Raw genomic sequence first — 15,784 nt, forward strand, 5'->3', positions numbered from 1 at the left:
CGACATGATGCTCAATCAAGCGCGCACAGTGTCAAGGGCCGTCACATCACGTATCGGTCACGCCGTGCGCCCGAGAGGGGAGTCCCCGATGAGTCAGACCGACATCGAGATCGCCACCCAGCCCGACTGCTGGCGGCAGGCCGTGGCCCTGGCCCGGAGGCCCGACGGTCCCGTCTCCACCTCCCTGCCCCGGCACGGTGAGCGGGTGGCCGTCGTCGGCTGCGGGACGTCCTGGTTCATCGCCCAGGCGTACGCGGCACTGCGGGAGTCGGGCGGCCATGGCGAGACCGATGCCTTCCCCGCCTCCGAGATGCCGGGCGGGCGGGCCTACGACCGGGTGGTCGCGCTGACCCGGTCCGGCACCACGACCGAAGTGCTGGAGCTGCTCGGCCGACTGCGCGGGCACACCCGCACGACCGCGGTGACCGCGGTGCCGCAGTCGCCGGTGACGGGGCCGGCGGACGCCGTCGTCGTGCTCGACTTCGCCGACGAGACCTCGGTCGTCCAGACCCGGTTCGCCAGCACGGAACTGGTCCTCCTACGGGCCCACTTGGGCGAGGACCTGGAGCAACTTCCGCAGCAGGGGCGCGCCGCGCTGGACGAACCGCTGCCGGCCGGGGTGTTGGAGGCCGAGCAGTTCACCTTCTTGGGGCAGGGCTGGGCCTACGGCATCGCCCAGGAGGCTGCGCTGAAGATGCGCGAGGCGGCGGGCGCCTGGACCGAGGCCTATCCGGTGATGGAGTACCGGCACGGCCCGATCAGCGTCACCGCACCCGGCCGCGTGGCGTGGTGGTTCGGGGACCCGGCCGCCATGCCGCCGGGCCTCGCCGACGAGATCGCGCGCACCGGCGGGCAGTTGGTGGCGCTCGGCCGGGACCCGCTGGCGGATCTCGTCGTGGTGCACCGGCTGGCCTCCGCCCTCGCCTCGGCGCGCGGGCTGGACCCCGACAATCCGCGCCATCTGACCCGTTCCGTGATCCTGGCCTGACCGGGCGCCCCCCCGGAAGGATCTCGGGGCCGCAGAATTTACATGCCCGTTACGAACGGTTTCCGGGCCCGCCGAGGCCGGTCGGCGGGTCCCGGGACCGACCGCCACCAGGGACAACAGCCGCTCCACGACAGCCCTCGGGGCACTCCGGACGCCGTGTGCCCCGCATGTTGACAGGTGGCGATTCCCGCAAGAGCATGTGCGAAATCGCTTCGAATCTTGCATCTGTACGCAGAATCAAGCAGAACACAGTCCTGGCGGGCACCGCGCTTCTTCGTGACCGTGCGCTCCGCACGCCACCGGCACCACGCACCGCCGCTCCTGAGCCACCGTCCTGTCCGACAGGAGGACACGAGTGCACGCCCGATTGAGCAGTCCCGGCGGCCTGTTGCTCGCTGCCGCACTGACCGCCGCCATGCTGATGGCGCCCCTCACCGGCTCCACCGCCGCGGCCACGGCCGCCTCCACCACCGCCACCGCCACCGCCGGTCCGAAGGTGACCCGCACCGCGAACGCCGTCACGGTCTCCGTGCCGGCCTCCGCCAACGCCCCCGGCTACACCCTCGACGTGGCCACCGACGAACTCGCCCTGACCACGCGCCGCGCCGGGAAGACCGTGCTCGCCACCACCTCCGGCGACACCGGCGCCCTGCGCTTCGCCACGGCCGACGGCACCTGGCAGCACGCGACCGGGGTCACCGACTGGACGTGGAAGAACGGCGTCCTGACCGTCACGGCCGACAGCACGCTCGCCGGCGCCACGGTGGAGGCCCGGATCACCCCCGGTGCCGATCGCTACCAGCTCGACTGGGACGTCCGAGGCGGCGCACCGAAGCAACTGGGCCTCACCTACGACCTGTCGTCGGCCGGCCACTGGTACGGCCACGGCGAGGCCGAGACCCCGCAGGGCGGTCCCGGCACCGACCAGCCCTGGCCGCTGGACGCCGGCGAGGTCGACCATCCGACCTTCGGCCCGGCGTCGTACCACATGATCGACCCGTTCTGGTACACCTCCAAGTCGACCGGTCTGCGCGTCGACACCGGAAATGTCATGGACGTGGCGCTCAACAAGGGCAAGGACGGCCTCGGCAGCTTCGTCGTCGAGTCGCCCGACACCTTCAAGGCCACCGTGTTCGTCGAGTCGACCCCGCTGGAGGTCTACCGCGACTACGTCGGCATCGTCGGCAAACCCACCAAGTCCGACGCCCCGTACGAGCAGTACGCCAAGCCGCTGTGGAACTCCTGGGCGCAGTTCTACACCAAGGTCGACCAGGAGAAACTGCTCGACTACGCCACCGACCTCCACGACAACGGGCTGGACGGGCACACCATCCAGCTCGACGACAAGTGGGAGTCGAACTACGGCAATCTGACCTGGGATCCCAAGACCTTCCCCGATCCCAAGGGCCTCTCCAAGAAGATCCATGACATGGGGTTCGACTTCGGCGTCTGGGTCACCCTGTGGATCAACCTGGACTCCGCCAACTACCAGTACGCGGTCGACCACGGCTATCTGCTCATGGACGCCAAGGACAAGACCAAGCCGTGTGACGTGACCTGGTGGAACGGCGAGGCGGGGATCATCGACCTGGCCAACCCCGAGGCCAAGGCGTGGTACGAGGGCAACCTCAAGTCCCTCATGGACACGTACGACATCGACGGGCTCAAGTTCGACACGCGCTTCTTCGACGAGAGGTGCGCGCCGCGCGAGGGCTCCCAGGTCACGGACTACCAGAAGCTGGGCACGCAGCTCGCCGACGAGTTCGACCTCCAGGGCGCCGGTATCCGGGTGCACTGGAACAAGACGGCCCACGAGGCCGGCTTCGTCACCCGCCAGGTCGACAAGGGCACCGGCTGGGACTCCCTGCGCGCCTCCGCCTCCCAGAACCTGGCGATCTCCACTATCGGCTACCCGTTCGTCGAGTCCGACATGATCGGCGGCTCGGGCGGCCAGCCCGCGCCGACGAAGGACGTACTGGTGCGGTGGGCGCAATCCGCCTCGCTGATGCCGCTGATGTACGCCTCGACCTCGCCGGTGGACACCAACGACACCACCACCGGCCAGAAGGTCGACTACGACCAGGAGACGGTGGACCTCTACCGGCAGGCGATCAGGACGCACGAGAAGCTCGCCCCCTATATCTGGGACCAGGTGCAGAGCACCCTGAAGACCGGCGATCCGATCATGCGGCCGCTGTTCTTCGACTTCCCGAAGGACGAGGCGAGTTACACGGTCGCCGACGAGTGGATGCTCGGCCCGGCCGTGCTGGCGGCGCCGAAGCTGAGCACCGGAGCCACCCGCTCCGTGCATCTGCCGCCGGGCACCTGGTACGACGTCAACCAGGGCACGGTGATTCGCGGACCCAAGACCCTCAGGGGGTACGCGGCGCCGCTCGGCGTCACGCCGGCCTTCGTCAACCTCAAGGCCAAGGGCGCGGACAAGGCCATCAGGGCGCTCAAGCGCGACGACGCTCCGGCCGCCGCCGTCCTGATCACCCCGGACGCCCCGGCCACCGACGCCGGCAAGCCGTTCCAGGTGACCACCGACGTGACCAACTGGAGCACCGGAACCATCAGGAGTGTCAAGGCGGCCCTGGTCCTGCCCGACGGCTGGAGCGCCAAGTCGGCCGGTCCGACCACGGCGAGCTCCCTCAAGAACGGCGCGACACTCACCACCACCTGGACGGTGACCCCAGCCGAGGACGCCCGTTGGGGCAGCCATGCCCTCACCGGCACCGCCACCTACACCGGCTCCAAGGGCTCGACGAAGGTGTCCGACACCGTGCAGGCGCAGGTGAAGGCCGCTCCGAGCAGTGTGCAGGCGCCGTACCTGACGACCGACACCACCTCTGAGGACCCCCAATACGCCCAGGCCGGTGATCAGTTCGCCATCTGGGCGGGCGGCCAGGACCTGTCCGGCTGGAAGGACGAGAAGGGCGTCATCTACCGCGACGACGCGGCCGGCGAGAAGTCCACTGTGCAGGCCCAGTTGGTCTCCCAGAAAAGCGCCTCACCGGTCGGCAAGGCGGGCATCGCCCTCGCCAACGACCTGACCGCACCCGAGAAGGGCGGTTACGCGGTGCTGGTCATGACCCAGAGCTACGGACTGGAGTTCATGACCGACAGCAACGGCGACGGGAAGCTCGACACCTGGGCGGGCGGCGGCGCCACCTACCACCCGGCGTATCTCAAGCTGACGCGGGACGGCACCACCTACACCGCGTACGCCAGCAAGGACGGCCAGACCTGGTCGCAGGTGGGCACCGCCGAGGTGCCGTCGGCCGCGGGCACCGAAGACGCCGGGATGGTCGCCGGCGCGGCCAACGTCAACTACCCCGGCGAGAACATCGAAGCCGTCTTCAGCGGATTCACCGTCACCTCCTGACACGCCGGTTTCGCCAGTACCACCCTCCGGTTTCCCGGCAGGCCCCCTCCCCCCTTGAGGGCTGCCGGGAACCATCCCCGCTTCCCGTGCAGGACTCCCGGCCCCCGTGGGAGTCCGCCGGGGACCACTCCCTGCACCTCCGTGAGAGAGGGAACCCAGCCCCATGGCACGTACGTCCTCACTCGTCGCCGGCTTCGTCGCCGGTGTCGTCGTGGCCGCCAGCACCACCGCGATCGCCGTCACCGGTACGGCGGACACCAGCACCGACCTGAACTCCAAGGCCACCACCACCTGGCTGACCGTCAAGGTCGCCGACGCCATGGGCACCAGGGACACCATCACCTGGGTTCCCACCGGCTCCTTCGCCGGCTCTTCGGAGGAGCGGGTCCCGCGCTACCCGATGACTCCCATCCAGGGCAAGGACACCAAGGACCTCAAGCTCTCCGCCGTCCGCAACGAGCAGGTCTCGGCGCAGCTGGCCATCGCCTCCGGACACAACCTCGACGACGTCAAGGCCGTGGTCGGCGACCTCACCGGTCCCGGCGGCGCGAAGCTGTCCGGTGCCGACGCCCAGGTCCGGTTCGTCAAGTACGTACCCGTGCAGCGCTCCAAGAGCGAGGTCGACTGGTCCGCCACCATCGACCAGGTCAGCTCCGGCAAGGAGGTGTCCGGCGACCGCAATCCCGACGTGGTCGGCGACCCGCTGGAGGAGAAGTCCTCGGTGGACGTTCCCGCGTACGCGGCGCAGCCGCTCTGGTTCACCTTCCACATCCCCAAGGGGGCAAAGCCCGGCACCTACACCGGCACGGTGAAGGTCAACGCCGACGGCCGTACCCAGAGCACGTACCCGCTGACCATCGAGGTCAAGGACACGAGCGTGCCCGACCCGAAGGACTACAGCTTCTTCCTCGACGTGTGGGCGCAGCCGGAGACGATCGCCAAGAACCACGGCGTCAAGCTCTGGTCCGACGAGCACTGGAAGCTGATCGACAAGTACGACCGTGACCTGGCCTCGCGCGGCCAGAAGGTCATCAACACCACCATCGTCGACAACCCGTGGCACCACCAGTGGTCGCTCGGCACCCGGGAGTCGCAGACCGCCACGCCGTACACCAGCATGGTGGGCTGGGCCTGGAACGGGAAGACGTTCTCCTTCGACTTCAGCCGCTGGGACAAGTACGTCGAGACCGCCAGACGCGCCGGACTCGGGCCCGACATCGGCGCCTTCTCCATGCTGGCCTTCCAGGACCAGGAGCACCTCACCTACACCGACACCAGCACCGGCAAGACCGTCTACGAGAACGTCGACCTGGGCGGCGACCGCTGGCGTCAGGCGTGGGGAGCCTTCCTCCCCGCCTTCGAGAAGCACGTGAAGGCGAAGGGCTGGCTGGACCACACCTGGCTGTCCTTCGACGAGCGGCCCATCGACACCATGACGGTCGTCAAGAACTTCGTCCACGAGGTGGCGCCGGCCTTCGACAACCGCATTTCCGTGGCCGGTTCGATCAACACCGAAGGCGTCGCGTCCAACCTGTCCGTGGACTGGGGCGGCATCGACGCGATGACGAAGGAGAAGGTCGAGGAGCGGCGCAAGGCCGGCAAGATCACGACCTTCTACGTGTACGGCTCGCCGGCCCACCCGAACACACTGTCCTACTCCCCCGCCGTCGAGTCGCGGATGCTGCCCTGGATCTCCGCCCAGCGGGATCTGGACGGCTTCCTGCGCTGGTCGTACAACAGCTGGACCAGCGACCCCTTCAAGCAACCGGTGCACATCTTCACGCAGGGCGACGAGTACCTGGTCTACCCGGGCAAGGACGGCCCGATGTCCAGCATCCGCTGGGAGCAGCTGAAGGAGGGCATCGAGGACTACGAACTCATCGCCCAGCTGCGGAAGAAGGACGACGGCACCGACAGCGGCGCCCTGACCGAGGCGCTCACCACCGCGACCCGGAACCTCGACGGCCGGACGAAGGACGTGAACGACATCGAGAACGCGCGGGCGGCAGTCGTGAAGGAGCTGACCTCATGAGAGGGAAGTGGAGGTCTCTGCTGCTCGCCGGAGCGCTGAGTGTCATGCCCCTGACCAGCGCGGGTGTCGCGACACCGGCCCAGGCGGAGCAGCGGACGCAGGCGCGGCACACCGTCACCTACGACCAGTACTCCGTAAAGGTCGACGGCAAGCCCCTGTACGTCTGGGGCGCCGAGTTCCACTACTTCCGGCTGCCGAGCCCCGACGCATGGCGCGACGTCCTGCAGAAGATCAAGGCGGGCGGATTCAACGCGGTCTCGCTCTACTTCGACTGGGGTTATCACTCCTCCAAGCCGGGCTCGTACGACTTCACCGGGACCCGTGACGTGGAACGGCTGCTCGACGAGGCCGAGCGCGCGGGCCTGTATGTGATCGCCCGACCGGGCCCGTACATCAACGCGGAGGTCTCCGGCGGCGGCATGCCCGCCTGGCGGTCGACACAGGCCGGCGTGAACCGCACCTCCGAGCCGGAGTACCTGAAGGCGGCCCGGGAGTGGATGAGCCGGATCAACCCGATCATCGCGCGCCACCAACTCACCCGTGGAACAGGTTCGGTGATCCTCTATCAGGTCGAGAACGAGTACCAGGGCGGTCGCCACGACGCCGACTACATGCAGACCCTCATCGACTGGGCGAAGGAGGACGGCATCGATGTGCCCACCTTCGTCAACGACGGCGGCGCCAACCAGAACTGGGTCAGCGGCAAGGGCGCCCCGGACATCTACGGCTTCGACGCCTACCCGCAGGGCTTCGACTGCAAGGACCCCGACACCTGGAAGAACCTGCCCGACTATTCGTACGTCAACGACTGGAAGCCCGAGTCCCCGCTGATCATCCCGGAGGCACAGGGCGGCGCCTTCGACCCCTGGGGCGGCACCGGATACCAGGACTGCGCGAAACTCACCGGCACCGACTTCACCCGGGTGTTCAGCAAGATGAACATCGCCGCCGGGGTGAGCGGCCAGTCCTTCTACATGACGTACGGCGGCACCCACTGGGGCTGGCTCGCCGACCCCAACGCGGTCTACACGTCGTACGACTACGGGGCCCCGATCAACGAGTCCCGCCAACTGACCGAGAAGTACCAGGAGTTCAAGCGCCTCGGGTACATGGTCAATTCCGTCACCTCGTTGGCGCGCACCGACAAGGCCGAGGCCCCGACCCCGTCCGACGACGCCCTGCGCATCGACCGGCGCGTCAACCCCGACGACGGCACGCAGTTCTTCACCGTGCGGCACGCCGACACCCGGGTGAAGGACAAGGACGAGACCACGCTGACGCTGAAGGGTGCGGACGGCGACTACCCGCGGGTCCCCCAGCAGGGAGCGATCACGGTCGACGGCCGGGACGCCAAACTCCTCGTCGCGGGCTACGACCTGGGCGAGAAGCAGCGGCTCGTCTACTCCACCTCGGAGATCATGACGCACGCCAAGATCGGCGACCGGGAGGTGGCGCTGCTCTACGGGCGTGCGGGTGAGGCCGGCGAGACCGTGCTGCGGTACACCGCACGGCCCAAGGTGACCGTCCTGGACGGTGATGTCACCACCACCTGGGACGCCGAACGCGGTGACCTGCGCCTGAACTACACGCACAAGGGCCTGGCCCGCGTGCTGGTGAACGGCATGGAACTGCTGATCGCCGACACCGCCGAAACCGCCCACTGGTGGCGCCAGGACACCTCCGCGGGCCCGGTCCTCGTACGGGGACCGTCCCTGGTCCGTACGGCCGAACAGGCGGACGGCACCCTGAAGTTGACCGGCGACTCCAGCAAGGCCGCGAAGATCGAGGTGATCGCGGACGCGAAGAAGGTGACCTGGAACGGCCGCGATGTGGCCGTCACCCAGGCGCCGCGCCCGGTCGAACTGCCCGCTCTGACCACGTGGAAGTACAAGGAGGAGGCACCGGAGTCCGCTCCCGGCTTCGACGATGCCACCTGGACCACCGCCGACCACCTCACCGCCAACAACGCGGCGCTGAACGGGTCGCTACCGGTCCTGGCGATGGACGAGTACGGCTTCCACCACGGCAACGTCTGGTACCGCGGCCGGTTCAGGACCACCGGTGCCGCGACCGCGCTCGCACTCGACGCCAAGACCGGCAACACCGGCCAGTACGCGGTCTGGCTGAACGGCCGCTACCTCGGCAGCTCCGGCGACGGCGCGCACACCTTCGACATCCCGGCGGGCACACTGAAGGCCAGTGGCGACAACGTCCTGTCCGTCCTCGTGGAGAACGCGGGCCACAACGAGGAATGGGGCCACGACTACTCCAAGGAGCCGCGGGGTCTGCTCTCCGCCGAGGTGATCGGCGGGGCCTCCACCCTCACCTGGAAGATCCAGGGCAACCGGGGCGGCGAGGACCCGGTGGACACCGCACGGGGCCCGTACAACAACGGCGGGCTGTACGGGGAGCGGGCCGGCTGGTCGCTGCCGGGCTTCCCCGACGGCAACTGGAAGAGCACCACCCTCTCCGGGCAGGCCGCCAAGACCGAGCCCGGCGTGCGGTGGTACCGCACCTCCGCCCGGCTCGACCTGCCGCAGGGCCAGGACAACGCGCTCGCGCTGGATTTGGCTGAGCCCCCGGGCGGCAGCACAAGCTATCGCGCGGAGATCTTCGTGAACGGCTGGCTGATCGGCCGCTACCTGCCGGACACCGGACCCCAGACACGGTTCGTCATCCCCAAGGGCCTCCTGCGCGAGCAGGGCGACAACACCATCGCCCTGGCCGTGTGGTCCACCAAGGCCGGCGCGGGCCCGGGTTCGGCCAAACTCGTCGACCTCGGCGCCTCGGCGGGCGGGATCAAGGTCGGTACGGTGGCCGCGCCCTCGTACGACGCCAAGACCTACGCGATGCCGGCCGCGGGCGCCCGGGTCACCGTCGACGCCGAGCCGTTCCTGGCCACCGGCACCGCGACCAAGGTCCCCGTCACCCTCACCGTGCCGAAGGACGCGCCGACAGCCCTCAATGTCGACCTGTCGCTGAAGGTTCCGGACGGCTGGACCGCGACCACCGACGACACCACCCGTTTCGGCCGGGTTCGGCCCGGCGACACGGTGACAGCGGACTACACCGTGACCCCGCCCGGCGATCCCGTCCACTACGCCGTCCTGTCCGCGACCGCCAAGCTCACCCAGCCCGGCCGTCCGGGCACCGTCACCGGTGTACGTGCCGTGCAGGTGCCACCGCCGGGACTGTCCGCCGACGCCTATGTGAGCGACCTGACCCTGGTCAAGGCGGTCAACGGCTGGGGGCCGGTGGAGAAGGACTCCTCCAACGGGGAGGACGCGGCGGGCGACGGTCGTCCCCTGAGTATCGGCGGCACCACGTACACCAAGGGCCTCGGCGTGCACGCGAACAGCCAGGTCCGGGTCTATCTCGGCGGTGGCTGCACCCGGTTCACCGCGACCGCCGGGGTGGACGACGAGGTCGGCGACGGCGGCAGCGTCTCCTTCCGGGTGGTCGCCGACGGCCGCTCGCTCACCACCACCCCGGTGGTGCGCGGCTCCGACGGCGGTACCGGCATCGACGTGGACGTGACCGGCGCCCGCTGGCTGGACCTGTCGGTCGACGGGGACGGCGATGTCTCCTCGGACCATGCCGACTGGGCCGACGCCAAGCTGACCTGCGCGGGAGGCTCCTCGTGAACCTCGCCCGAGTCGGACGGCTGAGAGCCCTGCTGTGCGCGGCGCTGGCTTCCGTACTGCTCGCGGTCCTCGCGGCCGCGGTGCCCGCACACGCCACGGTCCCGGCCGACGCCGCAGCCGCCAAGCCCACGCCCCACACCGTCAGTTACGACAAGTACTCCGTCAAGGTCGACGGCAAGAGGCTCTTCGTCTGGTCCGGGGAGTTCCACTACTGGCGGCTCCCCAGCCCCGACCTGTGGCGCGACGTGCTCCAGAAGATCAAGGCGAGCGGCATGAACGCCGTCTCGATCTACTTCGACTGGGGCTACCACTCCCCCGCGAAGGGCCGTTACGACTTCACCGGGATCCGTGACGTCGACAAGCTCCTCGACATGGCCGAGGAGGCCGGGCTCTATGTCATCGCCCGGCCGGGCCCGTACATCAACGCCGAGACGGACGGCGGAGGGTTCCCCGGCTGGCTGATGACGCAGAAGGGACAGGCCCGCTCCACCGACCCCGAATACCTCGACGCCGCCCGCGAGTGGCTGGGGGAGATCGACAAGATCCTCGCCCGCCACCAGGTCACGAACGGCACCGGCCCGGTGCTGCTCTACCAGGTCGAGAACGAGCTGTACGACCCGCAAGGCCGCGACTACATCGTCGGCCTCTCCCAGCAGGTAAGGGCCGACGGCATCACCGTGCCCCTGGTCGGAAACGAGCCGATGCCGCAGTACGCGGGCGGCGAGGGCCTGGACTTCGTCGGGGAACTGGACCAGTACAACTCCTTCTGCAAGGGCGAGTGGTGGCTGCCCACCCTCAAACGGCAGCAGGACGACGCTCCGCTGGCGATCTTCGAGGCGGGCACCGGCTGGTTCCAGACCTGGGGTGACACCGGCTACGAGAAGTGCCCGCAGAAGATGGGCCCGGCCTACCAGAAGATCGTCAACAAGCACGAGGTCATGCAGGGCACGACGATCGAGAACCTGTACATGACCTACGGCGGCACCAACTGGGGCTGGCTCGCCGACCCGCGCCAGGTCTACACCTCGTACGACTACGGCGCACCGATCAGCGAGCCGCGCCAGACCGGCGCCGACTACGACGAGATGAAGCGGCAGGGCCTCTTCTACACCACCACCGCCCCGCTCACGGCCACCGATCCGGCGGACGCACCCGCCTCCTCCAACGACGCCGTGCACATCGAGGCGCGTGCCAACCCGGACACCCACACCCAGTTCCTGTACCTCCGGCACGGCGACCCGATGGCCGACGCCGACGCCACCACCACCTTCGACTGGAAGACCCCGGACGGGACCTATCCGGTCACCGCCCGGCTCAACGGCAAGACCGGCAAGATCCTCGTCGCCGGCCACGACCTCGGCGGCGGCCGGCGGCTCGTCTACTCCACCAGCGAACTGCTGACCAGCGCGAAGACCGGTGGCCGTACCCAAGCCGTGCTCTACGGCGGTGAGGGCGACCCCGGGCAGACGATGCTCCGCTACTCCGTCAAGCCCAAGGTGACCGTGCTCGACGGCAAGGCGGACGTCAGCTGGGACGACGCGCGCGGCGACCTGAAGCTGGACTACACCCACTCCGGACTCACCCGGGTCCTCGTCCAGAGCGCAGGCCGCCCCGATCTGCTGCTGCTCATCGGCACCGACGCCGATGCCGCCGGCTTCTGGCGGCAGGACACGGCAGCCGGTCCGGTCCTGGAACGCGGCACCGAACTGGTCCGCACGGCATCCGTCACCGGCCTGGGGACGACCCTCGCGCTCACCGGCGACGCGAAGAAGGCGGGCCCGCTGGAGGTCTTCGCCCCGTCCGGCGTACGGAACGTCACCTGGAACGGCGCACCCCTGAGCGTCAAACCGACCTCCTCCGGCAGCTTGTTGGGCACCGTGCCCGGCCCGAAGGACGTCAAGCTCCCCGAGCTGACCGGCTGGAAGACGTCCGCCGAAACACCTGAGGCCGCCCCCGGCTTCGACGACTCCTCCTGGAGCTACGCCGACAAGCTGACGACCGACAACCCGACCAAGCCCGGGACTCTGCCGGTGCTCTACCAGGACGAGTACGGCTACCACTACGGCTACGTCTGGTACCGGGGCCGCTTCAAGGCCACCGGCACCGAGAAGTCCCTCTCCCTGACTGCCTACGCCACCAACCCGGACACCGGCTCGGCCGCGGTGGGCGCGTACTCGGTGTGGATCAACGGGAAGTTCGCCGGGACGAGTCGGACCGGCCGCAAGACCTTCCCCCTCGCCGACGGTCTGCTGCACAAGGGCAAGGAGAACGTGGTCTCCGTCCTGGTCGGCACGATGGGCCACAACGAGGACTTCACCTGGAACAGCGACGACCACAAGCAGCCGCGCGGCCTGACCACGGCGTATCTCGCCGGGTCCGACGCGCAGATCACCTGGCGCATCCAGGGCCCCCGGGGCGGCGAGAAGCCCGTCGACACCGTGCGCGGGCACATGAACAACGGCGGCCTGTACGGGGAGCGTTCGGGATGGACCCTGCCCGGATTCCCGGACCGGTCCTGGACCGATGCCACACTGCCGGTCAGTGACACCACACCCGGTATCGCCTGGTACCGGACCACCTTCAATCCCCGGTTGCCCACGGGCCAGGACGTCTCCGTCGGCGTCACGATCACCGACAACCCCGACCGCGACTACCGCGCCCTCATCTACGTCAACGGCTGGCTGATGGGCCAGTACGTCAACGACACCGGCCCCCAGCACACCTTCCCCATCCCCAACGGCATCCTGCGTGGCGACGGCAAGAACACCATCGCCATCGCCTCGTGGAGCGAGGACGCGAAGAGCGGCGGCCTCGGAAAGGTCGGCCTGACCACGCTCGGCAATGTCACCTCCTCGCTGCGGGTCGCCGACGTGGCCGCCCCCGCCTACGACGCCGCCACCTACGCCGACCCGGTCACCCCGGCGCGGGTGACCGTCGACGCCCCCGACACCGTCGAGCCGGGTAACACCTACCAGGTCACGGCGACGGCCTCCGTACCGGGCAACGGCAAGACGCTCAGCGGCCTCACCCTGAGCCCGAAGCTGCCCGACGGCTGGACCGCGACCCCGGCTGATCCGGTGAAACTCGGCACCCTCGAACCGGGTGGCTCGGCGAAAGCGCGGTGGACCGTCACCGTGCCCGCCGACCAGAAGACCGGCACCGTCGCCATCCTCCGCGCCACCGCCGGCTTCACCCGGGACGGCAAACCCGGCTCGGTGACCGGGGAACAGGTCGTGGCGGCGCAGCCACCGCCGCTCACGGCCGGCGAACACTACGTCAGCGATCTGCCGTTCGCCTCCAGCAGCAACGGCTGGGGTCCGGTCGAACGCGACCAGTCCGTCGGCGAGAACGCCGAGGGCGACGGCCTGCCGCTCACCCTCCACGACACCGTCTACGACAAGGGCCTCGGTACCCACGCCGCCAGCAGCGTCCAGGTGTGGCTCGGCGGCACCTGCACCACCTTCCACGCCGCGCTCGGCCTCGACCAGGAGACCTACGGCCGGTCCGACGGCCCGGCCACCGTCACCTACACCGTCCTCGCCGACGGAACGCCCGTCTATGAGAGCGGCACCGTCGACCGGGACACCGCGACGAAGAACATCGACGTCGACGTGGCAAGCGCGCGCCGACTCGAACTGGTCGTCTCGGACGCCGGGGACGGCAACGCCCTCGATCACGCCGACTGGGCCGACGCCAAGCTGACCTGCGGCGGTGGTGCCTGATGCTGCCTACGGCGAGACGAACCGTACGCTGCGGCGCGGCGGCGCTGACCCTGGCCGCCCCGCTGCTCGGCACGGCGCCGGCGGCCGCCGACTCCGGGCCGATCACCGTCACGACACCCGCCTACGAACTGCGCGTCGCCACGGACCGGTTGACCGTCACCACCGTACGGGCGGGCCGGACCGTGCTGGCCACCGCGCCCGCGGCGTTCCGCTTCCGGATCGGCGCCGACTGGCACATCGTCCGGGAGGTCACCGGCAGCACCCGTACCGGCAACTCCCTGCGTGTCACCGCCGCCACGGACCTGCCGGGGGTCAGCGTCGATCTGAGGATCACCCTGCGCTCCGACCGGTACGACATGAACTGGTCCCTGTCGGGTGCCCAAGCCGACGCGCTCAGCACGGCGTACGACCTCAGCAGCGCCGGACACTGGTACGGCCACGGCGAGAACAGCGACCAGACCGTGCAGCCGTGGCCGCTGGACTCCGGGCAGTTGGCGGACACCGGCTTCAGCCCGGCCTCGTACCAGGTGGTCTCCCCCTTCTGGTACACCTCCAGCGCCACCGGGCTGCGGGCGGACACGAACGACCCGATGGACGTGCGGATCAACTCCGGCGGCAACGGTCTCGGCGAGTTCACCGTCACCGGCGAACGGCCCTCCGCCTCCACGGTGTTCGTCGAGGACACCCCCGCCGAGGTATACCGGGACCACATCGCGCTGGTCGGCAAGCCCGCACGCTCCGACACCCCCTACGAGCAGTACGCCACCCCGCTCTGGAACTCCTGGGCCCAGCTCTACGGCGAACAGACCCAGGAGAACGTCCTCGCCTGGGCCCGCGCGCTGGCCGGGGCCGGGCTGAGCGGGCACGCGGTGCAGATCGAGGAGAGCGTGATCGCCTCCGACTTCGGCGAACGCTTCCCCGATCTGCCCGCCCTGTCCAGGCAACTCGGCCGTCTCGGCTTCGACCTCGGTATGTGGACCGGCCTGTACATGCCCGAGACCGCCGCCAACTTCTCCGAAGCCGTCGCCAACGGCTATCTGCTGAAGGACCCGTCCGACCCGTCCAAGCCGTGCCTGTTCACTTGGTGGAACGGTCGCCGGACCGGGCTGATCGACCTGGCGAACCCGGCCGCCCGGCAGTGGTACACCGACGGTCTCAAGGCCCAGACAAGCGAGTCGGGGGTGGCCGGCTTCAAGTTCGACACCGCCTTCTTCGACGACCGGTGCGCCCCCTACCAAGGGGCCACCCGGGCCGACTACGTGAAGTACGGCACTGAGCTGGCCGACGAGTTCGACCAGCAGGGAGCCGGGCTGCGAGTCGCCTGGAACGCCGCGCAGGCCAAGGGCTTCGCCACTCGCACGGCGGACAAGCCGACCACCTTCGCGGGGTTGCGCGCCGCGGTCTCGGCCAACCTGGCGGTCTCGACGATCGGTTACCCGTTCGTCGAGACCGACATGATCGGCGGCTCGCTCAGCTACCCGCCGCCGACCAAGCAGGTCCTGGCCCGCTGGGCGCAGGCGGCGTCCCTGATGCCGCTGATGTACGCCTCGACCTCGCCCACCGGAGTACGGGACGCGACGACCGGCGAGTGGGTCGGCTACGACCGCGAGACGGTCGACCTCTACCGGCAGGCGATCAAGACGCACGAGAAGCTCGCCCCCTACATCTGGGACCAGGTGCAGAGCACCCTGAAGACCGGCGATCCGATCATGCGGCCGCTGTTCTTCGACTCCCCGAAGGACGAGGCGAGTTACACGGTCGCCGACGAGTGGATGCTCGGCCCGGCCGTGCTCGCCGCACCGAATCTCGACGAAGGCACCACCCGGGACATCTTCCTGCCGACCGGAACGTGGCGTGACGTCACCACCGGCAAGGTCGTCCACGGCCCCGTGACGCTCAAGGGCTACGTGGCGCCACTCGGCGTGACCCCGGCATTCGTGAATCTCAAGGCCAAGGGCGCCACCAAGGCGTACCAGGCGCTCGCGCGCACCGGCGCGGAACAGTAAGGGGCGT

At 69.3% G+C, this 15,784-nt stretch carries 6 protein-coding genes; all 6 read left to right on the forward strand.

Annotation, left to right across the window (positions count from 1 at the left end):
• The first annotated feature begins 88 nt into the window (after nt 1–88).
• The 6 genes from AQJ46_RS22920 (at nt 89) to AQJ46_RS22945 (ending at nt 15,777) form a co-directional block, all read left to right on the forward strand.
• Nucleotides 89–988, forward strand: coding sequence for an SIS domain-containing protein (locus AQJ46_RS22920; protein WP_059207385.1), 900 nt, complete (start codon nt 89–91; stop codon nt 986–988).
• A gap of 415 nt (nt 989–1,403) precedes the next feature.
• Nucleotides 1,404–4,373, forward strand: coding sequence for a TIM-barrel domain-containing protein (locus tag AQJ46_RS22925; RefSeq protein WP_079072418.1), 2,970 nt, complete (start codon nt 1,404–1,406; stop codon nt 4,371–4,373).
• 163 nt (nt 4,374–4,536) lie between these two features.
• Nucleotides 4,537–6,405 (forward strand): DUF4091 domain-containing protein, encoded by a 1,869-nt coding sequence (locus tag AQJ46_RS22930; RefSeq protein WP_059207386.1) that lies wholly within the window; start codon nt 4,537–4,539, stop codon nt 6,403–6,405.
• Nucleotides 6,402–10,049 carry a beta-galactosidase gene (locus tag AQJ46_RS22935; RefSeq protein WP_059207387.1) on the forward strand — a complete coding sequence of 1,216 codons (3,648 nt, stop codon included), beginning with the start codon at nt 6,402–6,404 and terminating at the stop codon, nt 10,047–10,049. Before AQJ46_RS22930 ends, AQJ46_RS22935 begins: the two co-directional genes overlap by 4 nt.
• Nucleotides 10,046–13,771 carry a beta-galactosidase gene (locus AQJ46_RS22940; RefSeq protein WP_225887382.1) on the forward strand — a complete coding sequence of 1,242 codons (3,726 nt, stop codon included), beginning with the start codon at nt 10,046–10,048 and terminating at the stop codon, nt 13,769–13,771. The genes AQJ46_RS22935 and AQJ46_RS22940 overlap by 4 nt, the downstream gene beginning before the upstream one ends.
• Nucleotides 13,771–15,777, forward strand: coding sequence for a glycoside hydrolase family 31 protein (locus AQJ46_RS22945; protein ID WP_063803839.1), 2,007 nt, complete (start codon nt 13,771–13,773; stop codon nt 15,775–15,777). Before AQJ46_RS22940 ends, AQJ46_RS22945 begins: the two co-directional genes overlap by 1 nt.
• Nucleotides 15,778–15,784: the final 7 nt, after the last annotated feature.

Origin of the sequence: Streptomyces canus (assembly GCF_001514145.1) — a bacterium.
In the GTDB taxonomy this organism is placed as follows: domain Bacteria; phylum Actinomycetota; class Actinomycetes; order Streptomycetales; family Streptomycetaceae; genus Streptomyces; species Streptomyces canus.

Coding starts and splice junctions, on each gene's coding strand:
- AQJ46_RS22920 (WP_059207385.1), top strand. CDS start 89: ATGAGTCAGACCGACATCGAGATCGCCACCCAGCCCGACTGCTGGCGG.
- AQJ46_RS22925 (WP_079072418.1), top strand. CDS start 1,404: ATGCTGATGGCGCCCCTCACCGGCTCCACCGCCGCGGCCACGGCCGCC.
- AQJ46_RS22930 (WP_059207386.1), top strand. CDS start 4,537: ATGGCACGTACGTCCTCACTCGTCGCCGGCTTCGTCGCCGGTGTCGTC.
- AQJ46_RS22935 (WP_059207387.1), top strand. CDS start 6,402: ATGAGAGGGAAGTGGAGGTCTCTGCTGCTCGCCGGAGCGCTGAGTGTC.
- AQJ46_RS22945 (WP_063803839.1), top strand. CDS start 13,771: ATGCTGCCTACGGCGAGACGAACCGTACGCTGCGGCGCGGCGGCGCTG.